Below are 23,085 nucleotides of genomic sequence, written 5' to 3'. Positions count from 1 at the left end.
GTCGACGGGGCGGGAGATTCCGCCTCGTCCCCCTCTCTCACCGCCCGGATGCTCCCTGTCGGAGCCGCTCGGCGAGGCAGCGGGACCGCATGTCGCGAGGGAGTCACTGGGTGTCGGAAGAGCGCTACGACCTGGTCGTGCTCGGAGGTGGCAGCGGCGGGTACGCGGCGGCCCTGCGGGCGACACAGCTCGGGATGAGCGTTGCGCTCGTCGAGCGCGACAAGCTCGGCGGAACGTGTCTGCATCGCGGATGCGTACCGACCAAGGCTCTCCTGCACGCCGCTGAGCTCGCTGACGGCGCCCGCGACGGCGAGAAGTACGGCGTGCTCTCGAGCCTCGCGGGCATCGATATGGCCGGCGTCACCCGCTATCGCGAGGGCGTCGTAGCGGGCAAGCACAAAGGACTCCAGAGCCTCGTCTCGTCCCGCGGGATCACCGTCGTCACCGGTGAGGGTCGGCTGACCGCACCCGGAACGGTGACGGTGGGCGAGCATGTGCTGCACGGTTCCGCGGTCGTGCTGGCGACCGGGTCCGCCTCCCGCACCCTCCCAGGGGTGGAGATCGGCGGGCGCGTGATCACGAGCGACCAGGCCCTCGAGCTCGACCACGTCCCGTCGCGGGTCGTGGTGCTGGGCGGAGGAGTGATCGGAGTCGAGTTCGCGAGTGTCTGGCGCTCCTTCGGAGCCGAGGTCACCATCGTCGAGGCGTTGCCGCACCTGGTGCCGAACGAGGACGAGAGCGTGAGCAAGCAGCTCGAACGCGCCTTCCGTCGTCGGGGCATCGCCTTCCAGCTCGGCTCGCGTGTCGCGTCGGTCGCCCAGGACGAGAGCGGTGTCTCGGTGTCGCTCGAGAGTGGCGCCTCGGTCGAGGGCGAGCTGCTGCTCGTCGCCGTGGGGCGTGGTCCCGTGACCGCGGGCATCGGTCTCGAAGAGGTCGGCGTCGCCGTCGATCGCGGTTACGTGCTGACGACGGAGCGGCTCCGGACCTCCGTGCCCGGCGTCTACGCGGTAGGCGACATCGTGCCGGGCCTCCAGCTTGCGCACCGGAGCTTCCAGCAGGGCATCTTCGTCGCCGAGGAGATCGCCGGGCTCTCCCCGCAGGTCGTCTCGGACATCAACGTCCCGAAGGTGACTTACAGCGACCCGGAGGTGGCGTCGGTCGGGCTCAGCGAGGCCCGCGCTGTCGCCGAGTACGGGGCCGAGCGTGTCGCCACGTACGACTACGGGCTCGGTGGCAATGCCCGCAGCACGATCATCGGCACCACCGGATCCGTCAAGGTCGTCCGCGTCGTGGGCGGTCCCGTCGTCGGTGTGCACATGGTCGGCGCCAGGGTCGGCGAGCTGATCGGCGAAGCGCAGCTCATCGTGAACTGGGAGGCGCATCCCGAGGACGTCGCCCCCCTCGTGCACGCGCACCCCACCCAGAACGAGGCGCTCGGCGAGGCGCACCTCGCTCTTGCCGGGAAGCCGTTGCACGGACTCTAGAACCACTGCGGTGCGGCGACCCGCCGCTTCCGCATCAGTAAGCTGGACATCGAAACACAAGCGTCTTAAGGAGACAGGCTCATGAGCGAATCCGTCAGCCTCCCGGCACTCGGAGAGAGTGTCACGGAAGGAACGGTCACCCGCTGGCTGAAGAACGTCGGGGATCGCGTCGAGGTCGACGAGCCCCTGCTCGAGGTGTCGACCGACAAGGTCGACACCGAGATCCCTTCGCCCGTCGCCGGTGTCATCGAGGAGATCCTCGTCCAGGAGGACGAGACCGTCGAGGTCGGCGCCGAGCTGGTTCGCATCGGTGACGGCTCTGGAGCCGCGTCGGCGTCCGAGCCCGAGGCTCCCGCCGAGGAGGCCCCTGAGGTCCAGGCCGCCGAGACCGAGCCCACGGAAGAGGCGACTGCGTCGGTCGACGCCGAGAGTGACACCGAGGCTCCCGCCCCGGCCGAGCCCGAACCCGCCCCGGCCGCCGAGAAGCCCGCCGCCCCCGAGGCTGCTGCTCCGGCTCCGTCGATTCCCGTCGCATCGACTCCGGCTCCGTCGGCTCCCGCCCCGGCCGCCGCCGCTCCCGCCTCGTCCCCGGAGGCCACCGACTCCAACCCCGGATACGTCACCCCGCTCGTGCGCAAGCTCGCCGGCGAGAACGGCATCGACCTCTCGACCCTGACGGGCACCGGAGTCGGTGGCCGCATCCGTAAGCAGGATGTCCTCGACGCCGTCGAAGCCGCGAAGTCGGCTCCCGCCGCCCCCGTGTCTGCCCCCGCGGCCGCTGCCGCCAAGGCAGCCCGCACCCCGCTCGAGACCTCGCCCCTCCGCGGCACGACGCAGCCGATGTCGCGTCTGCGCAAGGTGCTCGCGCAGCGAGCGGTCGAGTCGATGCAGACCAGCGCTCAGCTCACCTCGGTGATCGAGGTCGACGTCACCGCCGTCGCCCGCTTCCGTGACGCCGTCAAGAAGAGCTTCCAGGAGAAGACGGGCGCCAAACTGTCCTTCCTGCCCTTCTTCGCGCTCGCGGCCGCCGAGGCCCTGAAGGCCTACCCCGTGATCAACTCGACCCTCGACGGAGAGTCGATCGTCTACCCCGATCACGAGAACATCAGCATCGCTGTCGACACCGAGCGCGGGTTGCTGACCCCGGTCCTCAAGAACGCCTCCGAGCTCACGCTCGCGCAGATCGCCACCACGATCGGCGACCTCGCGGAGCGCACCCGCAACAACAAGCTCAAGCCCGACGAGCTGGCCGGTGGCACGTTCACCCTGACCAACACGGGGTCGCGTGGAGCTCTGTTCGACACTCCCGTGGTGTTCCTGCCGCAGACGGCCATCCTCGGCACAGGCATCGTCACCAAGAAGCCCGCCGTCGTTCAGGTCGACGGAGCAGACGCCATCGCGATCCGCTCCACCGTCTACCTCGCTCTCTCGTACGACCACCGCACAGTCGACGGCGCCGACGCAGCCCGTTTCCTGGTCGCGATCAAGGAGCGCCTGGAGGAGGGCTCGTTCGAGAACGACCTCGGCGTTTGAGACGCTCACGCTGAGGCGGCCCGTCACGGGGTCTCTCCGACGTAGACGTCACGGATGAGCCAGCCGGCCTCCGTCCTGATCATCAGGACGGAGGCCGCTGTCGTCTCCGGAGAAGTCCCGAGGTCGACAACGGCCGAGGCGCCCTGCACCAGGACCTCCGAGACGCTCGCCCCCACCGGCAGTGCTGTCGCGAGACCTTCCCGGGAGCCGTGCAACGGCGAGTCGTCGAGTGTCAGGGCCTGGGCGCAGAGGATGTCGGAGCAGCTCATTGCCGCCGTCACCAACAGGCTCGCGGCCTCCTCCGCGGGGAGATCGGACGATGGCCCGTGACCAGCTCCGACGCCGGGGGCGGAGGGAGCACCCCCGGTTGGCGCCGCGGGCGTGCTCGCCGGCCGAGCGGGGTGCGCCGCCGCCACACCGACGGTGGAGGGTACGGTCGGCACGGGGTCCCGGCCGTTCGCACCGCCCGACGGAGGAGTGCCCATCGCACCCGCGAGAACGGCTCCGATCACGATCGCCGAACCCGCCGCCACCGGCCCTCGTCGGCGACGGAGGATCGCGCCGAGCCGCGCGATCCCGTCGTCGAACGGATGCGCACGGCGGTGGCGCGCCTGCTGCGGAGCGGGATCGGCCACCGTTCGCACGCCGGCACGCGGTCGCTTCGGCCCTTCGATCTCTCGAACCGCTGCTCCCAGCCCCTCCGGCTCGGCGAGCCCGTATAGCCGTCCCTCGAGCGCGAGGGAATCCCGCTGCTCGGTGAGAAGCGCGACCGGGAGCTCCGAGCAGTGCTCGCCGACCCGCGCGACCAGCCCCCGGAGCGCCGTCCGGGCCTCCCCTGCCGAGCCGACCGCCGGTGTCGTGAGCAGCAGTACGGGTCGCCCGTCCGCCGTCAATCCCACATCCGCCGCCGTGGGCGCGAGATGAACACCGCGGGCGCCTGCGGAACGGACGGCGCCCACGATCGGCGCGAGAAGCGTGACCGCGGCTCCCAGGCGCAGATGCCGGGCCGGATCGAGCAGATGGTCGGCCGTCGCAACGGTCGGCGGTGCGGCGAGCAGGATGCGCCGCCCCCGCGATGCGACGAGGCGGACGAACGACTCGCGGTGCCTGTGCGCGGGCAGCGAGCCCATCGGCGAGCTCCGGACTGCTTCCGCGGCGAGCCGACTGAGGCATCGGGCGGAAAGAGTGACCGCATCGTCGTCGACGACGACGTGTCCGAGCGGCGTGCGCTCTCTCACGCGGCAGCCGCCGACCCGCTGCCCGCCACGCCCGCTTCTCGATCTCATGGGGCGATCGTGGCGTCTGGGGATGCTGCGCGGGTCCTGCGCAGGAGGATCGGTGGACGCACGGCCGGACTCTTTGCCTGTGAAGGAGCGCGATACTCCGTGCAGGTCCGTCGCCGGGCCCACGCTCGGTATCCTTGACGGCATGGCACGCAGCACGGAACCGTCGACGAAGGCGGTCAAGGAACCCGGACGTCTCAAGCAGATGTGGCAGGTGTTCCAGATGACCCGCCGCTACGACAGCAGTGCCGTCTGGATCATCCTGCTCGCGCTCCTGCTGCCGATCCTCCTCGGCGTGCTGCTCGGGGTGCTCCTGGGCAACGGCAACGGCTTCGTCATCGCGCTCTGGATCCTGGTCGGAGTGATGGCGGGTCTTGTCACGGGTCTGGCGGTCCTCTCCCGACGCGCCGAGCGCGCTGCCTACGGCCAGATCGCGGGGCAGCCCGGAGCGGTCGGCGCCGTGTTGCGCAGCGGCCTCCGCGGCACGTGGACGGGTGGCGAGATGCCCGTCGCGGTGAACGGAAAGACCCAGGACGCCGTCTACCGTGCTGTCGGTCGCGGGGGCGTCGTGCTGATCTCCGAGGGCCCTGCTGGGCGTACCAAGCGGATGCTCGAGGACGAGCGCCGCAAGATCTCCCGCATCCTGCCGAACGTGCCCGTCACCTTCGTGAACGTCGGCCCGGATGCGGACGCCGTTCCGCTCCACCGTGTGCCGCGCGAGCTCGCCAGGACCAAGAAGGTCCTCACCAAGGCCGAGGTGCTCGCCGTCAAGAACCGCCTCGCCTCCCTGAACACGTCGCTGCCGATCCCGAAGGGCGTCGATCCGTTCAAGGTGCGGCCGCAGCGTTCGCGCTGACGCTCAGCGCAACGGGCCCGTCGGGACCACTCCCGTCGGCCCGTCCGGTACGTGCTGGTCGATCGTCAGTAGCGCACGAGCACGGTGCCCGCGACCTTGTCGTGGAAGCCGCGCTGATCGGAGTCCCAGACGAGGGCGGGTACCAGCACGGCCAGCAGCACGGCGCGCACGAGCGGACGCCAGGCGCCGACCCAGCCGCCGCCGAGGCGGACGACCCGCATGCCGAGGGCGCGGTGGCCGATACTGCCTCCGATGGTGGGGATGAAGACGGCCTGGAGGAGGACGAAGATCACGAGGCTCGCCCAGCGGTCGTAGTCGAAGAACGCCAGTGAGGTCAGGGCGGCGACCGCCAGATCGACAGTCAGGGCCGCGATCCGGCGCCCGGGGCGGCCGACGGAGAGGCGACCCTCGCGGGGCAGGCCCAGGCGCTCCCCCGGGTATCCGCTCGGCGCGGCATCGGCGAAGGTCCTGCGGTCGGCTGCTGGCATCCCCTGATCCTATCCGGGCGGCACCGGTCCGACATCGGGTCCCGAGCCCGGGCCCAGGCGCACCGCGTAACATGCCGGAAACAACAGGGACACGGCGGGGAAACCCCTCGTCACTACCCTGAAACGGCTGCGCTCTGCAGCCACCCGTTACGCCATTGGAGACCTTTGCATGTTTAAAGATTCTTCCGAGGTGCTCACGTTCATCAAGGACACGGACGTCAAGTTCCTCGACATCCGGTTCACCGATCTCCCCGGTGTCCAGCAGCACTTCAACATCCCCGCCTCGACTGTCGACGAGGAGTTCTTCTCCGTCGGCCAGCTCTTCGACGGGTCCTCGATCCGCGGATTCGCGAACATCCACGAATCGGACATGCAGCTGATCCCTGACGTGACGACCGCCTACGTGGACCCGTTCCGCGTCGAGCGCACTCTGATCCTCGTCTTCGACATCTACAACCCGCGCAACGGCGAGATCTACTCGAAGGACCCGCGTCAGGTCGCCAAGAAGGCCGAGAAGTACCTCGCCTCGACCGGCATCGCCGACACAGCGTTCTTCGCCCCGAGGCCGAGTTCTACATCTTCGACGACGTCCGCTACGAGATCACGCAGAACTCGGCCTTCCACTCCGTCGACTCGGTGGAGGGCGCCTGGAACTCGGGACGCGTCGAGGAGGGTGGCAACCTCGGCAACAAGACCCCGTACAAGGGCGGCTACTTCCCCGTCAGCCCGGTCGACAAGCAGGCCGACCTGCGTGACGACATCTGCCTCAAGCTGATCGACGCCGGCCTCATCCTCGAGCGCTCGCACCACGAGGTGGGCACCGGAGGTCAGGCCGAGATCAACTACCGCTTCGACACGATGGTCCACGCGGCCGACGACATCCTGAAGTTCAAGTACATCGTGAAGAACACGGCTGAGCAGTGGGGCAAGACCGCCACGTTCATGCCCAAGCCGCTCTTCGGAGACAACGGCTCGGGCATGCACACCCACCAGTCGCTGTGGAACGACGGAACGCCGCTCTTCTACGACGAGAACGGTTACGGCGGCCTGTCGGACATCGCGCGGTGGTACATCGGAGGCCTGCTCAAGCACGCCCCCGCAGTGCTCGCGTTCACCAACCCGACGGTGAACTCCTACCACCGTCTGATCCCGGGCTTCGAGGCGCCGGTCAACCTCGTGTACTCGGCCGGCAACCGCTCCGCGTCGATCCGCATCCCGATCACCGGCACGAACCCGAAGGCCAAGCGCATCGAGTTCCGAGCGCCCGACGCGTCGGGTAACCCGTACCTCGCCTTCGCCGCTCAGCTGATGGCCGGCCTCGACGGCATCAAGAACCGCATCGAGCCCCACGAGCCGGTCGACAAGGACCTCTACGAGCTCCCCCCCGAGGAGGCGAAGCTCATCCCACAGGTCCCCGCGACCCTCGGCGAGGCGCTCGACGCCCTCGAGGCCGATCACGACTTCCTGCTCCAGGGCGGCGTGTTCACACAGGAGCTGATCGACACCTGGATCGAGTACAAGCGCGAGAAGGAGATCAAGCCGCTCGCGCAGCGCCCGCACCCGTTCGAGTTCGAGCTGTACTACGGCGTCTGATCCCTCTGCAACGACTGCAGGGCCGTCCCTCCTCGGAGGGGCGGCCCTGCAGTCGCTTTCCGGACAAGGACGAGGCGCATGAGGGGCTACTCCCCGTCGGCAGGCCCGTAGAAGAGCCGCTCGAAGACGGAGCGGGAGCGGCGGGTCACGCCGAGATAGTCGTCCTCGAGAGCCGTCGCCGAGTCGGCCGGGTACTCGAGCAGGCGGGCGAGTCCGTCGAGCTGGCGGCGGTCGGTTGGGAGCACGTCACTCGTGCGGTTCGACCACAGTGTGGTGCCCGAGCGGACACGGGAGGCGAGCAGCCAGGCCGCGCGGAGCCGTTCCGCGTCGTTCGCGTCGACGAGTCCCGCACTCTCGGCGACCGCGAGAGCGGTGAGCGTCGACGTCGTGCGCAGCTCGGGCGTGGTCCGGGCGTGCTGCAACTGGAACAGTTGGACCAGCCACTCCACGTCACTGAGGGAGCCTCGGCCGAGCTTGAGATGGCGCCGAGGGTCGGCGCCCTGGGGCAGCCGCTCGCTCTCGACGCGGGCTTTGATCCGTTTGACCTCACGGATGTCGCGATCCGAGATCGACGCCGGATACCGCACGCTGTCGGCGAGCGCCTCGAAGTCGGCGATGAGGGATCGGTCGCCGGCCACTCCTCTGGCACGCAGCAGCGCCTGCGCCTCCCAGGTCAGGGACCAGCGGGCGTAATAGGCGCGGTAGGAGTCGAGTGAGCGCACGAGCGGCCCGTTCTTCCCCTCGGGACGCAGATCTGCGTCGAGATCGAGAGGGAGGCGGGAGCCTCGGTCAGGCGGACCAGCTCGCCGACGAGGAACTGCGCGTAGAGCTGCGCCTGGTGGGGCTCCGCAGTGCCGGGCCGCTGCACGTACATCACGTCCGCGTCGGAGCCGAAGCCCAGCTCGGCGCCGCCGTAGCGGCCCATGCCGATGATCGCGAACTCCAGGTCGGCACCCGGTCGGGTCGCGCTCGCGCGGCGGACGGCCGAGAGCACCCCGTTCAGGAGCGCCGTGATGATGTCGGTCAGGCTGGTGGCGATCTCCTCGATCGTCGTGATCCCGAGGACACCGCCGATCGCGGTCCGCAGCACTTCGCGTCGCCGCATCGACCGCAACACCGAGGCCACGGCGTCGGGAGTGTCGTGACGGCCGAGCACCGCCCTCACCTCCTCGCCGAGCTGCGCCGCGGTGCGGGGGCGGAGGGCTTCGTCGTCCTCGAGCCACGCGGCCGACTCGGGGATTCGGTCGAGCAGCTCGCCGACGAAACGCGACCCCGAGAGCACTGTGGTCAGCCGCTTGGCGGCGCCCGAGGAGTCGCGCAGCATCCGCAGGAACCACGGCGTCCCGCCGAGCGAGTCGCTCAGCCGGCGGAAGGCGAGGAGGCCGTAGTCGGGGTCTGCGCCGTCCGCGAACCACTGCAGCATCACCGGGACCAGGTGGCGCTGGATGCTGGCGCGGCGCGAGACTCCGGAGGTCATCGCCGCGATGTGGCCGAGGGCACCGCGGGAGTCGACGAAGCCGATGGCGGCGAGGCGTGCCTCCGCCTGGCCCGCCGAGAGCTCGGCCCCGCCGTCGGAGAGGGCGGCGACGGCCGAGAGCAACGGCCGGTAGAAGAGCCGCTCGTGCAGGCCGCGGACCCGGTGCTTGATACCGTTCCAGACGGTGAGGAGTTCCTCGGCCGTCCGCGCGAGGCCGCTCGATCGAGCGAGAGTGCGCAGCTCATGCTCGTCCCGCGGCATCAAGTGGGTGCGGCGCAGACGCCTCAGCTGGAGGCGGTGCTCGAGAAGCCGCAGCGCGCGGTAGTCCTGAGAGAACTCCTCAGCCGCTGACCGGCTGATGTACCCGCCATCAGCGAGTGCACCGAGGGCGAGGAGCGTCCCGGGCATCCGGATCTCGTCGTCGTTCTGCCCGTGCACCAGCTGCAGCAGCTGCACCGTGAACTCGATGTCGCGCAGACCGCCCGGTCCGAGCTTGAGCTGGTAGTGCACGTCGTTCTGCGGGATGTTCTCGGTGACCCGCTCGCGCATGCGCTGCACGGACTCGACGAAGTTCTCGCGGGACGCACTCGACCACACCTTCGGTGCGACGGCATCGACGTAGGCGCGGCCGAGCTGCTGATCGCCGGCGAGCGGGCGTGCTTTGAGCAGCGCCTGGAATTCCCAGCTCTTGGCCCAGCGCTCGTAGTAGGTCACATGCGACTCGAGCGTCCGCACGAGAGCTCCCTGCTTGCCCTCGGGTCGCAGATTCGGGTCCACCTCCCACAGCTCGGGCTCCAGAGCCAGCGCGGACGTGCCGCGCATGAGCAGGACGGCGAGGCGCGTGGCGATGTCGATAGCCCGCGCGTTCGAGAGACCGCGATCGGCATCCCCCTCCGCGACGAAGATCACATCGACGTCGCTCACGTAGTTCAGCTCGGAGGCGCCGGCCTTTCCCATGCCGATCACGGCGAAGCGGGTCGCGGCCACCTCGTCGCGACCGAAGCGGCCGGGACCTGTGCCCTCGACGAGCTCGGTGCGAGCGACGGCAAGCGACGCTTCGAGTGCTGCTCCCGCGAGGTCGGCCAGGGCACGGGTGACCCGGTCGATCGCCGCCACCGGGTCGGCCTGGCCAAGGTCGTGCACCACTATCCGCGTCAACAGGCGCCGGTAGAGCACGCGCAGCGCGGTCCAGCCCTCCTCCTCCGGCAGAGTCGAGAAGCCGTCGACGGAGCCGACCGATTCGAGCATCTCCCTCGTCATCTCGACCCGCCCCGGCAGGACCGGCACCGAGTGGAGCAGGCTTCCGAGCTCGTCGGGCCGCCGCTGCAGGAAGTCGGCCAGACCGGAGGAGGCTCCGACGACCAGGAGGAGACGCGTCAAGGCCTCGTCGTCGGCGAGCACCGCATCCATCCGGTCGCGATGCCGTCGCAGCAGATCGACCAGTGCACCGAGGGCAGCATCCGGATCGGCGACCCCGGCGAAGGCAGGCAGCACCGATTCGAGCCCGCGCCCCGCCAGCTCCTCGGCCTCGTCCAGACGAACCCCTGCCTCACCCAGCGCGGCGAAGCCGAGGCGCGCGATGTCGCGGAGGGACCGTTCACGCGTCATGGGCGAGCGATCAGAGCATCTCGAGGTTGCTGCGCAGCTCGTACGGCGTGACTTGTGCGCGGTACTCGGCCCAGTCCTTCCGCTTGTTGAGCAGGACGAAGTTGAAAACCTGCTCGCCCAGCGTCTCGGCGACCAGCTCCGACTCCTCCATCAGCGAGATGGCCCGGTCGAGGCTGGGCGGCAGAGCCCCGTAGCCGAGTGCTCGACGCTCCGCGTCCGACAGCGCCCAGACGTTGTCCTCCGCCTCCGCCGGGAGCTCATAGCCCTCCTCGATGCCTTTCAATCCGGCGGCCAGGAGCAGCGAGTAGGCGAGGTAGGGGTTCGCGGCCGAGTCGAGGGCTCGGTACTCGATTCGAGAGGACTGCCCCTTGTTGGGCTTATAGAGCGGCACGCGGACCAGAGCGGAGCGGTTGTTGTGACCCCACGAGACGTAGCTCGGGGCTTCGTCGCCACCCCACAGGCGCTTGTAGGAGTTCACGAACTGGTTCGTGACCGCCGTGATCTCGGGAGCGTGCTTCAGCAGGCCGGCGATGAACTGTCGTCCGAGCTTCGAGAGCTGGTACTGCGCGCCCTGCTCGTAGAAGACGTTCACATCGCCCTCGAAGAGCGACAGGTGGGTGTGCATGCCGGAGCCCGGGTGGCCGGAGAGCGGCTTGGGCATGAAGGTGGCGTACACGCCCTGCTCGATCGCCACCTCCTTGATGACGGTGCGGAAGGTCATGATGTTGTCGGCCGTCGTCAGAGCGTCCGCGTAGCGGAGGTCGATCTCGTTCTGGCCGGGACCCGCCTCGTGGTGGCTGAACTCCACCGAGATGCCGAGGTCCTCCAGCATCCGCACGGAGCGGCGGCGGAAGTCGTGCGCCGTTCCCCCCGGGACGTTGTCGAAGTACCCCGCGGAGTCGACGGGCTCGGGGCCCTCGGTGCCGAATGTCGAGGACTTCAGGAGGTAGAACTCGATCTCGGGGTGCGTGTAGAAGGTGAAGCCGCGCTCCGCCGCCTTCGCTAGCGTCCGCTTGAGAACGTTGCGCGGGTCGGCGACGGCGGGCTGGCCGTCCGGCGTGGTGATGTCGCAGAACATCCGCGCCGTCGGATCGATCTCGCCCCGCCACGGCAGGATCTGGAACGTCGACGGGTCGGGGTGCGCGAGGACGTCGGCCTCGAACGACCGGGTCAGCCCCTCGATGGCCGAGCCGTCGAATCCCAGCCCCTCGGCGAACGCGCCCTCCACCTCGGCCGGCGCGATGGCGACCGACTTCAGCGTGCCGACGACGTCGGTGAACCAGAGGCGAACGAATTTGATCCCTCGCTCTTCAATGGTGCGAAGAACGAAGTCCCGTTGCTTGTCCATCCAGACCCCTTCTGTTTCGCCCCTCAGGCTACTGCCTCCGAACGACGCCCGCGGGGCCCCGCGGGCGCGCCGCTAGGATGGCCGCCATGTCAGCGCAGCCCGTCAAACGCGTTCGAACGCGCCACTTCCAGAACGCGAAGGACTCGGGTGTCCGCATCACGGGTCTGACCAGCTACGACCAGGCGACCGCGAAGATCTTCGACGAGGCGGGCATCGACTTCCTCCTGGTGGGAGACTCCGCGGGCAACACGGTGCTCGGCTACGACACGACCCTCCCGGTCACGGTCGACGAGCTGATCCCGTTGGCGCGCGCGGTCGCGGGCGCAGTCGAGCGAGCCTTCGTCGTCGCCGACATGCCGTTCGGCTCTTACGAGTCCGGACCTGACGACGCCCTGCACACAGCGTTCCGCTTCATGAAGGAGACGCACGCACACGCCGTGAAGCTCGAGGGGGGCGTCCGCTCCTCCGAGCAGATCCGCCGCATCGTCGAGGCGGGCATCCCGGTCATGGCCCACATCGGATTCACTCCCCAGAGCGAGCACGGCCTCGGCGGGCATATGGTGCAGGGCCGCGGCGACGGGCTCGATCAGCTCCTCGCCGACGCCCGCGCGGTCCAGGAAGCGGGCGCCTTCGCCGTCGTCCTCGAGATGGTTCCCACCGACGCCGCGCGCCAGGTGACCGAGGAGCTCCGCATTCCGACGATCGGAGTGGGCGCCGGGCCGCACGTGGACGGCCAGCTGCTGGTCTGGACCGACTTCGCCGGCTTCACGACCGGACGCATCCCGCGCTTCGTGAAGCAGTACGCCGACTTGCGCGGCGTGCTGACGGAGGCGGTCACCGCGTACCGCGACGACGTCGAGTCCGGCGCGTACCCCGGCGCGGAGCACAGCTACGAGTAGCGGCTAGCGATCCTCCGCCGCGTCCTCCTCGGCCCACGCTCGACTGTTCTCGTGCAGCCGCTCGAGAGCGTGCTCCGCCTCCTGACGGGAGGAGAAGGGGCCCACACGATCGACGGAGGGGGACACGAAGCCCTGCTCCACCGAGCCGGTCGTGAGGTTGTACCACCAGGAGTTCGCGTCGCCGTCAGCCATGCGGCGATCCTACGCCGGGGCCTTCCACCGAGCCGGACTCCCTCGCCTTCGCTAGCATGACCGGTATGACTTCTGCTACGACCGCCATCGGGATCGACATCGGGGGAACGGGCATCAAGGGGGCGTCGGTCGACCTGGCGGGAGGGTCGCTGCTGAGCGACAGGATGAAGCTCGCCACCCCCGAGGGCGGGCGTCCGAAGGACATCGTCGCGACGGTGCAGCAGATCCTCGACAAGATCCCCGGCCTGCCGTCCAACACCCCCGTCGGGATCTGCTTCCCCGCCGCCGTCGTGCACGGTCGCACGATGTCCGCGGCGAACGTCTCGGAGGAGTGGATCGGCCTCGAGGCCGAGAAGATGTTCGAGGACGCGATCGGGCGTGACATCTTCTTCGTGAACGACGCCGATGCCGCAGGGTACGCGGAGTCGCGCTTCGGCGCTGCGAAGGACAAGAGCGGTCTGGTCATCATGACCACCCTCGGCACCGGCATCGGCACCGCTCAGATCTACGACGGCGTGCTGATCCCGAACGCGGAGCTCGGGCACCTGGAGATCCACGGCGGCGACTACGAGAAGAAGGCCTCGTTCGCCGCCAAGGAGCGCGACGACCTCGACTACAAGCACTGGGCGAAGCGTCTCCAGCGCTACTACTCCCATCTCGAGGCACTGCTGTGGCCCGACCTGTTCATCGTCGGCGGCGGCATCTCGAAGCACCACGAGGAGTTCCTGCCCCTGCTCGATCTGCGCACCCCCATCGTGCCCGCCGCACTGCGCAACAACGCGGGCATCCTGGGCGCCGCAGCGCTCGCAGGCCAGCACTAGAGCCTTCGCAGAGCCGGTGCTCCTCGTGGCACCGTTGCTGGGCAGCGCAGCCATCGATACTCGAGAGGCCCCGCCGCGGCGAGGCCTCTCGAGGCGAAAGGGTCGGCTGATACGCCGGGTTCTGTTGACGCCGCGCCTCTCGGCGGGCGCTGGACGGCCATCTCTCTCGGAGTCACGTCGCCGTGACCCTCCAGCGGTCTACCCGAGGACCCGACGAGCAGCCGCATCGTCCTCTGTCTGACCTTGCTCCGGGCGAGGTTTACCGAGCGAACCGGATCACTCCGGCCCCTGGTGGTCTCTTACACCACCGTTTCACCCTTACCGCGTGCCTGAGCCCGCGGCGGTCTGTTCTCTGTGGCACTGTCTCGCGGGTCGCCCCGGGTGGGTGTTACCCACCGCCCTGCTCTGCGGAGCCCGGACGTTCCTCGGCACCTGAGCTCTCGCTCGGGTGACGCGACCGTCTTGCCGGCCCATTCGCCCGACCAGTGTACGGCTCAGACGAGGGTGGACTCCTCGCCGCGCACCAGGATGCAGCCGCTGTCCGGGCAGAGGACCACGTCGTCGGGGGCGGAGGCGCGGATCCAGGAGAGGTCGGACTCGGTGAGCGCGACCCCGCTGCCCTCCGAGACCTTTCCTCGCAAGAGGGCGGCACCGACGCCGTAACGGGCGCGCTGCTTCTCGTAGAGCTCGACGAGGTCCTCGGGGAGACTCTCCACGAGATCGGCGCGGTCGCGGGCGAGCGCCTCCTGCTTGTCGTGCAGCTTCGCAGCCTGAGCGTCCCGCTCCTCGGCGAGGGTCTTCGCCGACGCCACGACATCATCGCGCTCGGCCTGCGCAGCGGCGACCTCGGCGTCGAGCCCTTCGATGCGCTCCATCAGGGTCAGCTCGATCTCCTCGAGGTCGCCGCGGCGCTTCGTGAGCGACGTGATCTCGCTCTCCAGCGCCGCGATGTCCTTGGCGGAGGACGCCGTCTGCAGGCGGTCCTGATCGCGCTTCAGCCGGTTCTCGACGATGGCGACGTCGGACTCGATGCGTCCGAGTTCTGTGCGCACGTCCTCCAGGCGTCCCGTGCGCTCCGCGAGCGCACGGCGGGTCTCGTTGTCGCGGACCTGCATCGCCTGGATCTTCGCGATCTGCGGGAGCGTCGCGAGGGCGTGGCGCAGCTGCGCACCTCTCGTGTCCAGACTCGCCAGAGTCAGGAGTTCGCGCTGGTCTGCGGGGCTGGCTTTCACGTGGCGGTCCTCGTTCCCGGCACACAGGGTGGGCGTGCCGCCACCATTCTCCCGTGCCTGTGGCGGCTCAGTGCACGATCGCGAAATCCCAGGGGTCGGTGCGGGTCTCGCTGACCTCGACTGCGACGGTCGGGAGGGCTTCGCGCAGCGCGGCAGCAGCCACGTCGAGCCACAACCACTCGCTCGCCCAGTGCGAGACGTCGATGAGAGCGGGCCCGGTGCCGTGCAGGGCCTTCTCCCGCGCCTCCGAGGCCGGATGGTGACGGAGGTCGGCGGTGATGTAGACATCGCTCGTGCGGACCGCTGCAGCGTCCAGGAGTGAGTCGCCCGCGCCTCCGCAGAGGGAGACGCGGCGCACCGGAGTCTCGTACCCGCCAGCGGCGCGCACTCCCCCGGCCGTGGCCGGCAACAGCTCGGCAACGGCGGCGGCCAAGCGGCCCAGCGTGACCTCCTCGGGCAGATCCCCGACCCGGCCGAGTCCGATCGACGGCTCCGCGCCCGGGACGAGCGGAGTAGTGCCGGTCAGGCCGAGCCGGGTCGCGATCACATCGGAGACGCCGTCGGTCACGATGTCGGCGTTCGTGTGCGCCGAGACCAGGGCGCAGCCTCCGCGGATCAGCTCGGCGAGCAAGCGGCCCTTGTAGCCGTCCTCGGCGATGGACGTCACGCCGCGCAGCAGCAGCGGGTGGTGCGCGACGAGGAGCTGGAAGCCGCCGTCCACCGCCTCTGAGACGGTGTCGGCGACGACATCGACGGTCAACAGGATGCGCTCGACCGAGGAGTCGGGGTCGCCGGTGACGAGACCCGGCGTGTCCCAGCTCTCTGCGGCCGCCTCCGGCCAGAGTCGGTCGATGACAGCGTGGACGTCGCGCAGCAGGGGCATGGTCCCAGGGTAGGGGTGGCCGCTCCTCCGCTGTGCGCGAGCGCGCGAGCCATAGTGGTGGGGGAACGACGAAGGTCCGCACTCCCTGGGAAGTGCGGACCTCTTCGGTGGATCCGAGGGATTCGAACCCCTGACCCCCTGCATGCCATGCAGGTGCGCTACCAGCTGCGCCACGGACCCTAGCGTGCTTCTCCGCCTTGCGACTTGAGGCCCCGACCGGCGGAAGCAACTCGAACAAACTACAACACAAACTCTGTGATGCGAAATCGAGCCCAGCCGCCGGGCGTGTTCGTCAGGAGGACGGCGCGGACGAGTCGGCGACGACCGGCTGGTCGATCGTGAAGGGCACGGTCGGGCAGTCCTTCCAGAGGCGCTCGAGCGAGTAGTACATGCGGTCCTCTTCGTGGAAGACGTGCACGACCAGGTCGCCGAAGTCCAGCAGGATCCAGCGACCCTCCGCCCGGCCCTCGCGACGCAGGAGCTTCGCTCCGGCGTCGTTGAGGCGGTCCTCCACCTCGTTCGCGATGGCGACCACGTTGCGCTCGGAGCGCCCCGTGGCCAGGAGGAAGATGTCGACCAGCGGCAGCGGACCCGAGACGTCGAGTGCGACCAGATCCTCTCCGCCCTTGGAATCGGCAGCAGTGGCCGCGAGCTGGAGCAGTGCGCGGGCGGAATCGGTCGCAGTCATGAAGCCTTCAGTGTCGGTGGTGGAGATCAGAAGATGTTGAGCACAAAGCCGCCGACGAACAGCGCGATCGACGCGACCAGCAGGACGGCGGCGGTGATCGCCAGGACGACGGGCACGCTGATGCCGGCGCGCTTCTGCGGCGCGATCATCGAGGTGCCCGCCGCGTGGGTCGACACGGCACTGGAGGCTCGGACCGGCTCGGAGTCGGCGGCCGGCTGCTCGCGGTCGATGCGATCGACGTAGCGGTCGACGTCCGGCGAGTCGTAGAGGTTGGGATGCTGACCGGTTGAGCCGAGGCTGCGTGGCAGGTCGAACGAGCCGGTGACCAGGATCTCACCGGTGTCGGTGCCGGGAGCGGTCCCTGCGCCGGTCGTCGGCAGGATGAGCGCGTTCGTGGTCGTGGCCGCTCCCGTCGCCGCCACGCCGCTCGCGATCAGCGAGTCGAACGACGCGTCGACCTCCTCCTTCGACTTGCTGTCGAGTTCCTCGGTGATGGCGAGGTGCTCGATCGGCGGCTGGAAGCTGCCGGTGATCTCGGTCGCCTTCTCGTCGGCGATATCGAGCGAGCCCCCGACGGTGGCGAAGAGGGCGGTGTTGAGGTGCGGCTGCTCCGGTTCGGCGCGGCCTGTGGTCGTGTCCTCCTCGGCCGAGGACGTGCCGGCGGCAGGTGTCTGCTCGGAGTCGGGCAGAGCGCCGGTCCGCTCCGCGGACGATCCGGTCTCGGAGGTCCCGTCGGCGTCGGGAGTCTCCTTCTGGGCGGCCGGATCCTCCGCGGATGCGGAGTCGGCGAGCGTCGGCTCCTCGTCCGCGGCCTCGACGACCGGCACGGAACCGGTCGGCGCCAGGGACGAAGCGCGCTCGAGCGCCTCCTCGACCTCGCCGGACTGCTCGGGGCTCTCGCGAGAGGGCGACTCGGCGTCGGGCGCGGCGGCGACCTTCTCGGCTTGCTGCTGTGCCAGGAGCGCGCGCAGCTCGCGTCTCGTGAGAGGGCGCCCGGTGGCGTTCTCAGTGGCGACGATCTCCAGGGAGGACGTGCGAAGGTCCGGTTCGCTCGCTGGCCGGGGGTCGACGGGAGTGATGCGCAGAGCCTGGGTCGCCGTGAGGACGGGCATCTCGCCCGCGGCCGTGACGGATGCGGTGGCAGCCCGGCGGGACGTGGTCGGAGCGGCGGCGGCGGGGGCCGTACCGGCCTCGCGCCTCTCGCGCTCGCGGATCTCGCGCCGGGTGAGCGGCTTCTCCTCGGGCTGAACTGTCATGACGTACTCCGATACAGGTGGTGCTTCGAGATGTACTGGACGACACCGTCGGGAACCAGATACCAGACCGGATGACCCCGGTTCACGCGGCTCCGACAGTCCGTCGAGGAAATCGCTAGCGCCGGAATTTCCAACAAGGATACGTCTTGGGCCGGCAATCCCGAAACGTTGAGGACGTGTCCCGGCCGACTGACCGCGACGAAGTGGGCCAGTTCCCACAGCTCGTCGTAGTCCTTCCAGCTCAGGATCTGCGCGACGGCGTCGGCTCCGGTGATGAAGAAGAGCTCGGCGTCAGGATGCGCCGCGTGGATGTCTCGCAGGGTGTCGATCGTGTAGGTCGTCCCCACCCGATCGACGTCGACCCGACTCACAGTGAACCGCGGATTCGACGCCGTGGCGATCACCGTCATCAGGTAACGGTGCTCGGCCGAGGTCACCGTCTTCTTGTGCCACGGCCGACCCGTCGGCACGAAGACGACCTCGTCGAGGTCGAACGACTGCGCCACTTCGGACGCGGCGACGAGGTGCCCGTGATGGATCGGGTCGAAGGTGCCGCCCATCACTCCGATTCGCGGGCGCCGCGGGCCTCCGCTCGCAGCGGACGTCACGATCGCGGGGCTCCCTGCTAGTGGCCGTGACCGTGCTGGTCGTGCGACCCGGCACCGGTCTTGTGCGAGTGCCGGTTCGCGACGTCGCGGTAGCTCCAGGTGACGAAGCCGAGCGCCGTGAAGGCGACGGCGGCGATCAGGCCGAAGACGATCGGGGGGAACGGAAGCTCCGCGTGGGCCGCTGCTTCGGCGAGGACGGTCGTCGCGAGGGACATGCAGTGCTCCTTGGAGGTCGTGGACGCCCCGGCGGGGCTCCGACGAGTCTACCCGGATGCCGCGAGGTCCCGGATCGGCGTCCCTCCCCCGCGCTCTATCAGGCCCTGACCTGCCCCGCTCCGCGCAGCAGCCATTTCGTGCTGGTCAGCTCGGGGAGTCCCATCGGTCCCCGGGCGTGCAGCTTCTGCGTCGAGATCCCGACCTCGGCTCCGAAGCCGAACTCTCCGCCATCGGTGAAGCGGGTGGAGGCGTTGACCATCACGACGGCCGAATCGACCTCAGCGAGGAAGCGTTCGGCGCTCACGAGGTCGTTCGTCACGATCGACTCCGTGTGGTGCGTCGAGTACCGGTCGATGTGCGCCATTGCGGCGTCCAGATCGTCGACGATCGCCACCGCCACGTCGAGGGAGTAGTACTCGGCCGACCAGTCCTCCCGGCTGGCGGGGACTGCGTCGGGCCACAGCGCCACGACGCGCTCGTCGCCGTGGACAGTCACCCCTGCCTCCGCGAGCCGGCTGAGCACGGGTGGGAGCAGGCGGTCTGCCGAGTCACGGTGTACCAGGAGCGTCTCGAGAGCGTTGCAGGTGCTCGGCCGCTGCACCTTGGCGTTGTGCACGATGTCGACCGCCCACTGCTCGTCGGCGCTCGCGTCGAGGAAGACGTGGACGACTCCCGCGCCGGTCTCGATGACGGGCACTGTGGACTCCGTCACGACGGACTCGATCAGGCCGGCGCTCCCCCGCGGCACCAGGACGTCGACGTAGCCGCGCGCCCGCATCAGCGCCTTGGCACCGTCACGGCCGTGGTCGTCGACCGTCTGCACCAGGTCGGCCGGGAGCCCGACGGACGCGACGGCCTCCTGCAACAGCTCGACCAGGACGCGGTTGGTGCTCTCAGCAGCACTGCCGCCGCGCAGGATCACCGCGTTGCCGCTCTTGAGGGCGAGAGCGGCGATGTCGATCGTGACGTTGGGCCGGGCCTCGTAGATGGCCCCTACCACGCCGAACGGCACCCGGACCTGTGACAGCGAGGCGCCGTTGGGCAGGTTCGAGCCGCGCACGGTCTGCCCGACCGGATCGATCAGACCGGCGACCGCGACGACGGCGTCGGCGAGCGAGCCCAGGCGAGCCTCGTCGAGCCGGAGGCGGTCCTGCAGGCCGGCGCTCATCCCATCGGCGCGGCCGCGCTCGAGATCGAGCTCGTTCGCCGGCACGACGCGATCGACGCTCGAGCGCACCGCATCGGCGATGGCCAGGAGCGCCCGGTTCTTGAGGTCGGTCGTCGCGCTGCGGAGAGAGCGGGAGGCGGTGCGGGAGGCGGCGAAGCGCGCGGTCAGCTCGCTCGGGTCCGGGGTCGTCTGCGGCATCCGGCCAGTGTATTCGCAGACGACCCGGCGGACCGGAGTCAGTGCTCCCGGTCGGACTCCGTGCCGTCGTCCTCGTCGGCGACCCGCCAGACGCCTCCCTGGCGCTCCCGCTCGAGCTCGGCGCGGGCCTCGGCCTTCGCGTCCATCCGCTCGAAGTAGTCCTCGCGCCGCTCGTTGCGCGTCTTGCGGCGGTTCTCGTCGAGCCGGACATCAGTCCCGCGGGGGGCGGTGATGAGCTCGGCGGTCGACGTGAGGGTCGGCTCCCAGTCGAACACGACGCCGTCGCCCGGGCCGATCACGACCGTCGACCCTGCCACCGCTCCAGCCGAGAAGAGCCCGTTCTCGACGCCGAGCTTCGCCAGGCGGTCGGCGAGGAAGCCGACCGCCTCGTCGTTGGTGAAGTCGGTCTGCGCGACCCAGCGTTCGGGCTTGGTGCCCAGGACGCGGTAGACGTTCCCGTAGGAGCCCCCCTCGACCTTGATCTCGAAGTCCTTCTCGTCGACCGCGCGCGGGCGGATCGTGATCCGCTCGACGCGCGGTTCGGCCGCGAGCTCGAGGCGGTGCTTCTCGACGATCTCGCCGAGAGCGAAGGTCAGCTGCCGCAGGCCGGAGTGGCTGACGGTGGAGATCTCGAAGACGCGGTACCCGCGCGCCTCCAGATCGGCCCGGACGAAATCGGCGAGCTCGTGCGCCTCGGGGACGTCGACCTTGTTGAGGGCGACCAGCTGCGGCCGCTCGACCAGCGGGATCTGGCCGTCGCCGACGGGGTAGGCGGCCAGCTCGCGCAGAATGATGTCGAGGTCGGTCAGCGGATCGCGGCCGGGTTCGAGAGTGGCGCAGTCGAGGACGTGGACCAGGGCGGTGCACCGCTCGACGTGGCGGAGGAATTCGAGGCCGAGGCCTCTCCCCTCGCTCGCGCCCTCGATGAGGCCAGGGACGTCGGCGACGGTGAAGCGCGACTCACCCGCCTGCACGACGCCGAGGTTGGGCGCGAGAGTGGTGAAGGGGTAGTCGGCGATCTTCGGCTTCGCCGCCGAGATCGCAGCGACGAGGCTGGACTTCCCCGCGGAGGGGAACCCCACGAGCGCGACGTCGGCGACCGTCTTCAGCTCGAGGACGACGTCGCCCTCCCAGCCGGGGGTGCCCAGCAGCGCGAAGCCAGGAGCCTTGCGCTTCGTGGTCGCCAGGGACGCGTTGCCGAGCCCGCCCTGACCGCCGGGAGCTATCACGAACCGCAGACCAGGCTCGTCCATGTCGATCAGTTCGTCACCGTCGGGCGACTTGACGACCGTGCCGAGGGGCACCGGGAGCTCGAGGAGCTCGCCGTTCCCACCCGCGCGGTGATCGCCCATTCCCGGCCCACCGTTCTGCGAGCTGCGGTGGGGGTGGCGGTGGTAGCCGAGCAGCGTCGTGGTCTGCGGATCGGCGACGAGCACGATGTCGCCTCCGTGGCCGCCATTGCCGCCGTCGGGGCCCGCGAGCGGCTTGAACTTCTCGCGGCGGACGGAGACGCAGCCGTTGCCGCCGTGGCCGGCACGCAGGTGCAGCGTGACGTTGTCGACGAAGGTGACCATGGTGTGTGTCCGTCCGATCAAGGGGGTGTGCGGTGTCGGGCTGCGACGCCGGGGGCGTGCGCCCCGGGAGACGAGCAAGGGGCGAGCCGAAGCCCGCCCCTTGCGTCCTGTGCCTGTGCGGCGGAAGAGCCGACCCTACTGGGCGGCCGCCACAATGTTGACGACCTTGCGGCCGCCCTTGCTGCCGAACTCGACAGCGCCCGCCGAGAGGGCGAACAAGGTGTCGTCGCCGCCACGGCCGACGTTCGCACCCGGGTGGAAGTGGGTTCCGCGCTGGCGGACGATGATCTCGCCCGCGTTCACGACCTGACCGCCGAAGCGCTTGACGCCGAGACGCTGCGCGTTCGAGTCGCGACCGTTGCGAGTGGAGCTTGCGCCCTTCTTGTGTGCCATTTCTCATCTCCTCGAGACCGTGGGGCCGCAGCCCCATGCTGATCTCCTGTGGGGCGATGGCTCGCTCCGCAGGTCAGCTCAATTCGTGCAGGGACTACTTGATGCCAGTGACCTTGACGCGCGTGAGGTCCTGACGGTGCCCCTGGCGCTTCTTGTAACCGGTCTTGTTCTTGAACTTTTGGATGATGATCTTCGGACCACGGAGGTCCTCGAGCACCTCGGCGGTGACCGTGACGCCCGCGAGGGTCGCCGCATCCGAGGTGATCGACTCGCCGTCGACGAGCAGCACGGCAGGAAGCTGCACGGTGCCGTTCTTGTCGGCCTTGACACGGTCCATCGTCACGATGGTGCCGACCTCGACCTTCTCCTGCCGACCGCCGGCGCGCACAACTGCGTAAACCACTTCTCGTACCTGTTTCTCGTCTGGACGGAGCGGAGGCGCCATCCGGGGCTTGTATGGACGGGGCGGTGCCCCGGTCTTCCGGTTCGTACCCGTCTCCTCATGAGACCGAGGGAACCGGCACCGCGGCTCGCACCCCGTGAAGAGCGGAGCGACAGCGGAAATCTGCGTGAGCACATGGATCGCGCCACACCAACGGTCAAGAGTACGGGATCCGTGCTCCACGGTCAAACGCACGCACCCCCGGGGGCTGCGTCCCCCGACCGGCGACCTCGTCACGATAGTGGAGAGGCGCCCGCCCGCCGCGACGGCGCGCCGCCTAGGATCGACGAGTGGTCATCCTCGTCGACGCAGCGCGCTGGCCGGCCCACGGCACTCTCTGGGCGCACCTCGTGAGCGATGTGTCGCTGGAGGAGCTGCACTCCTTCGCGCTCCGCACCGGGGTGCCCGAGCGCGCGTTCGATCTGGACCACTACGACGTTCCCGAGGAGCGGCTCGTCGAGCTGATCGCGGCCGGCGCGCTGCCGGTCGGCGCGCGGGAACTGGTCGAGCGCCTGCACGCCAGCGGCCTGCGGGTGCGGGGCCGCGACCGGGAGAGGGCCCGGTGCCGGCTTCCGCCGGGCACCGAGCCCTCCTGACCCGCGTGGGACCCGCTACTCCTGATCGGAGCGCCGGGGCGTCTGCTCGGGGATGACCGCGACTCCCGTGAGGGCTGCGGTGGTCACGCGACGGCTCTTCGCGCGGCCTTGCCCCGGCTGCTTCGGCTCCGGCAGTGCGTCGAGGACGGAGTCGAGCAGGTGCTCCGCGACCTCGCTGCGCACCCTGCGAGGCGGCGTCACCGGCGCGACTCGGGTATGTCGAGCAGAGCGGCCGCGGGGCGGTCTCCG

General features: G+C 69.6%; 21 protein-coding genes, 1 tRNA gene, 1 other RNA gene and 2 pseudogenes. 7 read left to right on the top strand and 18 right to left on the bottom strand.

Going from position 1 to position 23,085, the window contains the following annotated elements; translation table 11 throughout:
* Positions 1-110 precede the first annotated feature (110 nt).
* Together lpdA and sucB are read left to right on the top strand one after the other, a co-directional pair.
* Positions 111-1,484, top strand: coding sequence for a dihydrolipoyl dehydrogenase (gene lpdA / locus ACH61_RS04625; protein ID WP_068209158.1), 1,374 nt, complete (start codon positions 111-113; stop codon positions 1,482-1,484).
* A gap of 81 nt (positions 1,485-1,565) precedes the next feature.
* Positions 1,566-3,017, top strand: coding sequence for a 2-oxoglutarate dehydrogenase, E2 component, dihydrolipoamide succinyltransferase (gene sucB, locus ACH61_RS04620; protein ID WP_068209156.1), 1,452 nt, complete (start codon positions 1,566-1,568; stop codon positions 3,015-3,017).
* 23 nt (positions 3,018-3,040) lie between these two features.
* Here the strand turns inward: sucB and ACH61_RS04615 are convergent, their stop codons facing one another.
* Positions 3,041-4,147: a hypothetical protein gene (locus tag ACH61_RS04615; RefSeq protein WP_068209153.1), complete on the bottom strand. Its 1,107-nt coding sequence runs from the start codon at positions 4,145-4,147 to the stop codon at positions 3,041-3,043.
* Positions 4,148-4,445: 298 nt separating this feature from the next.
* Here ACH61_RS04615 and ACH61_RS04610 point away from each other — a divergent pair, with 298 nt between their 5' ends.
* The gene (locus ACH61_RS04610; protein ID WP_068209151.1) at positions 4,446-5,156 is read left to right on the top strand and encodes a DUF4191 domain-containing protein; all 711 of its coding nucleotides are present in this window, start codon (positions 4,446-4,448) and stop codon (positions 5,154-5,156) included.
* 65 nt (positions 5,157-5,221) lie between these two features.
* On the opposite strand, the gene ACH61_RS04605 is transcribed toward ACH61_RS04610, so the two are convergent.
* Positions 5,222-5,644 carry an RDD family protein gene (locus tag ACH61_RS04605; RefSeq protein ID WP_068209147.1) on the bottom strand — a complete coding sequence of 141 codons (423 nt, stop codon included), beginning with the start codon at positions 5,642-5,644 and terminating at the stop codon, positions 5,222-5,224.
* Between the two features lie 169 nt (positions 5,645-5,813).
* Between ACH61_RS04605 and glnA the strand changes: the two are divergent.
* A pseudogene (glnA, locus tag ACH61_RS04600) lies at positions 5,814-7,237 on the top strand (type I glutamate--ammonia ligase).
* An 86-nt stretch (positions 7,238-7,323) separates the two neighbouring features.
* Here the strand turns inward: glnA and ACH61_RS04595 are convergent.
* Positions 7,324-10,322: pseudogene (locus ACH61_RS04595) on the bottom strand (bifunctional [glutamine synthetase] adenylyltransferase/[glutamine synthetase]-adenylyl-L-tyrosine phosphorylase).
* Positions 10,323-10,332: 10 nt separating this feature from the next.
* The gene (locus ACH61_RS04590) at positions 10,333-11,670 is read right to left on the bottom strand and encodes a glutamine synthetase family protein (RefSeq protein ID WP_068209144.1); all 1,338 of its coding nucleotides are present in this window, start codon (positions 11,668-11,670) and stop codon (positions 10,333-10,335) included.
* 77 nt (positions 11,671-11,747) lie between these two features.
* Between ACH61_RS04590 and panB the strand changes: the two genes are divergently transcribed.
* Positions 11,748-12,569, top strand: a complete 822-nt coding sequence (gene panB / locus ACH61_RS04585) for a 3-methyl-2-oxobutanoate hydroxymethyltransferase (protein WP_068209141.1) — start codon at positions 11,748-11,750, stop codon at positions 12,567-12,569.
* Positions 12,570-12,572: 3 nt separating this feature from the next.
* On the opposite strand, the gene ACH61_RS04580 is transcribed toward panB, so the two are convergent.
* A complete protein-coding gene (locus ACH61_RS04580) occupies positions 12,573-12,761 on the bottom strand; it encodes an SPOR domain-containing protein (protein WP_068209138.1) in 189 nt (62 codons plus the stop codon).
* 65 nt (positions 12,762-12,826) lie between these two features.
* Here ACH61_RS04580 and ppgK point away from each other — a divergent pair, with 65 nt between their 5' ends.
* The gene (gene ppgK, locus ACH61_RS04575; RefSeq protein ID WP_068209135.1) at positions 12,827-13,582 is read left to right on the top strand and encodes a polyphosphate--glucose phosphotransferase; all 756 of its coding nucleotides are present in this window, start codon (positions 12,827-12,829) and stop codon (positions 13,580-13,582) included.
* 94 nt (positions 13,583-13,676) lie between these two features.
* Here ppgK and rnpB read toward each other — a convergent pair.
* The 12 genes from rnpB to rplU all read right to left on the bottom strand — a co-directional run bounded on the left by rnpB (position 13,677) and on the right by rplU (position 22,201).
* Positions 13,677-14,055, bottom strand: an RNA gene (gene rnpB / locus ACH61_RS04570) — RNase P RNA component class A.
* Between the two features lie 21 nt (positions 14,056-14,076).
* The gene (locus tag ACH61_RS04565) at positions 14,077-14,814 is read right to left on the bottom strand and encodes a zinc ribbon domain-containing protein (RefSeq protein WP_068209132.1); all 738 of its coding nucleotides are present in this window, start codon (positions 14,812-14,814) and stop codon (positions 14,077-14,079) included.
* A 67-nt stretch (positions 14,815-14,881) separates the two neighbouring features.
* A complete protein-coding gene (locus tag ACH61_RS04560) occupies positions 14,882-15,697 on the bottom strand; it encodes a Nif3-like dinuclear metal center hexameric protein (protein WP_068209129.1) in 816 nt (271 codons plus the stop codon).
* Positions 15,698-15,805: 108 nt separating this feature from the next.
* Positions 15,806-15,877: transfer RNA gene (locus tag ACH61_RS04555), tRNA-Ala, on the bottom strand.
* 112 nt (positions 15,878-15,989) lie between these two features.
* Complete coding sequence (rsfS, locus tag ACH61_RS04550; RefSeq protein ID WP_068209126.1) at positions 15,990-16,385, bottom strand: ribosome silencing factor; 396 nt, start codon at positions 16,383-16,385, stop codon at positions 15,990-15,992.
* Positions 16,386-16,411: 26 nt separating this feature from the next.
* Positions 16,412-17,641: a hypothetical protein gene (locus tag ACH61_RS04545; protein WP_068209123.1), complete on the bottom strand. Its 1,230-nt coding sequence runs from the start codon at positions 17,639-17,641 to the stop codon at positions 16,412-16,414.
* Positions 17,638-18,249, bottom strand: coding sequence for a nicotinate-nucleotide adenylyltransferase (gene nadD / locus ACH61_RS04540; RefSeq protein ID WP_132504281.1), 612 nt, complete (start codon positions 18,247-18,249; stop codon positions 17,638-17,640). The genes ACH61_RS04545 and nadD overlap by 4 nt, the downstream gene beginning before the upstream one ends.
* 17 nt (positions 18,250-18,266) lie before the next feature.
* Positions 18,267-18,464: a hypothetical protein gene (locus ACH61_RS04535; RefSeq protein ID WP_068209119.1), complete on the bottom strand. Its 198-nt coding sequence runs from the start codon at positions 18,462-18,464 to the stop codon at positions 18,267-18,269.
* A 98-nt stretch (positions 18,465-18,562) separates the two neighbouring features.
* Complete coding sequence (locus ACH61_RS04530; protein ID WP_068209114.1) at positions 18,563-19,831, bottom strand: glutamate-5-semialdehyde dehydrogenase; 1,269 nt, start codon at positions 19,829-19,831, stop codon at positions 18,563-18,565.
* 38 nt (positions 19,832-19,869) lie between these two features.
* A complete protein-coding gene (gene obgE, locus ACH61_RS04525; protein ID WP_068209111.1) occupies positions 19,870-21,405 on the bottom strand; it encodes a GTPase ObgE in 1,536 nt (511 codons plus the stop codon).
* 135 nt (positions 21,406-21,540) lie between these two features.
* The gene (gene rpmA, locus ACH61_RS04520; protein ID WP_068209107.1) at positions 21,541-21,798 is read right to left on the bottom strand and encodes a 50S ribosomal protein L27; all 258 of its coding nucleotides are present in this window, start codon (positions 21,796-21,798) and stop codon (positions 21,541-21,543) included.
* 94 nt (positions 21,799-21,892) lie between these two features.
* A complete protein-coding gene (gene rplU / locus ACH61_RS04515; protein WP_068209104.1) occupies positions 21,893-22,201 on the bottom strand; it encodes a 50S ribosomal protein L21 in 309 nt (102 codons plus the stop codon).
* Positions 22,202-22,530: 329 nt separating this feature from the next.
* On the opposite strand from rplU, the gene ACH61_RS04510 reads away from it, so the two are divergent.
* A complete protein-coding gene (locus ACH61_RS04510) occupies positions 22,531-22,836 on the top strand; it encodes a DUF4031 domain-containing protein (RefSeq protein ID WP_068209100.1) in 306 nt (101 codons plus the stop codon).
* Between the two features lie 15 nt (positions 22,837-22,851).
* On the opposite strand, the gene ACH61_RS18965 is transcribed toward ACH61_RS04510, so the two are convergent.
* A complete protein-coding gene (locus ACH61_RS18965; protein WP_161489625.1) occupies positions 22,852-23,019 on the bottom strand; it encodes a hypothetical protein in 168 nt (55 codons plus the stop codon).
* Positions 23,020-23,085: the final 66 nt, after the last annotated feature.

The sequence above is a fragment of the Rathayibacter tanaceti genome, from assembly GCF_001634385.1.
Lineage (GTDB): Bacteria > Actinomycetota > Actinomycetes > Actinomycetales > Microbacteriaceae > Rathayibacter > Rathayibacter tanaceti.
Note: the sequence above shows the minus strand (reverse complement) of the source record. Positions and strands in the feature narration are given on the sequence as shown.

What these genes read in the sequence shown, in the direction of transcription:
- rsfS (WP_068209126.1), bottom strand. Translation starts at nt 16,385, where the DNA reads ATGACTGCGACCGATTCCGCCCGCGCACTGCTCCAGCTCGCGGCCACT.
- ACH61_RS04545 (WP_068209123.1), bottom strand. Translation starts at nt 17,641, where the DNA reads ATGACAGTTCAGCCCGAGGAGAAGCCGCTCACCCGGCGCGAGATCCGC.
- ACH61_RS04560 (WP_068209129.1), bottom strand. Translation starts at nt 15,697, where the DNA reads ATGCCCCTGCTGCGCGACGTCCACGCTGTCATCGACCGACTCTGGCCG.
- ppgK (WP_068209135.1), top strand. Translation starts at nt 12,827, where the DNA reads ATGACTTCTGCTACGACCGCCATCGGGATCGACATCGGGGGAACGGGC.
- ACH61_RS04580 (WP_068209138.1), bottom strand. Translation starts at nt 12,761, where the DNA reads ATGGCTGACGGCGACGCGAACTCCTGGTGGTACAACCTCACGACCGGC.
- panB (WP_068209141.1), top strand. Translation starts at nt 11,748, where the DNA reads ATGGCCGCCATGTCAGCGCAGCCCGTCAAACGCGTTCGAACGCGCCAC.
- ACH61_RS04610 (WP_068209151.1), top strand. Translation starts at nt 4,446, where the DNA reads ATGGCACGCAGCACGGAACCGTCGACGAAGGCGGTCAAGGAACCCGGA.
- ACH61_RS04530 (WP_068209114.1), bottom strand. Translation starts at nt 19,831, where the DNA reads ATGCCGCAGACGACCCCGGACCCGAGCGAGCTGACCGCGCGCTTCGCC.
- obgE (WP_068209111.1), bottom strand. Translation starts at nt 21,405, where the DNA reads ATGGTCACCTTCGTCGACAACGTCACGCTGCACCTGCGTGCCGGCCAC.
- ACH61_RS04605 (WP_068209147.1), bottom strand. Translation starts at nt 5,644, where the DNA reads ATGCCAGCAGCCGACCGCAGGACCTTCGCCGATGCCGCGCCGAGCGGA.
- rpmA (WP_068209107.1), bottom strand. Translation starts at nt 21,798, where the DNA reads ATGGCACACAAGAAGGGCGCAAGCTCCACTCGCAACGGTCGCGACTCG.
- sucB (WP_068209156.1), top strand. Translation starts at nt 1,566, where the DNA reads ATGAGCGAATCCGTCAGCCTCCCGGCACTCGGAGAGAGTGTCACGGAA.
- ACH61_RS04615 (WP_068209153.1), bottom strand. Translation starts at nt 4,147, where the DNA reads ATGGGCTCGCTGCCCGCGCACAGGCACCGCGAGTCGTTCGTCCGCCTC.
- ACH61_RS04535 (WP_068209119.1), bottom strand. Translation starts at nt 18,464, where the DNA reads ATGTCCCTCGCGACGACCGTCCTCGCCGAAGCAGCGGCCCACGCGGAG.
- ACH61_RS04590 (WP_068209144.1), bottom strand. Translation starts at nt 11,670, where the DNA reads ATGGACAAGCAACGGGACTTCGTTCTTCGCACCATTGAAGAGCGAGGG.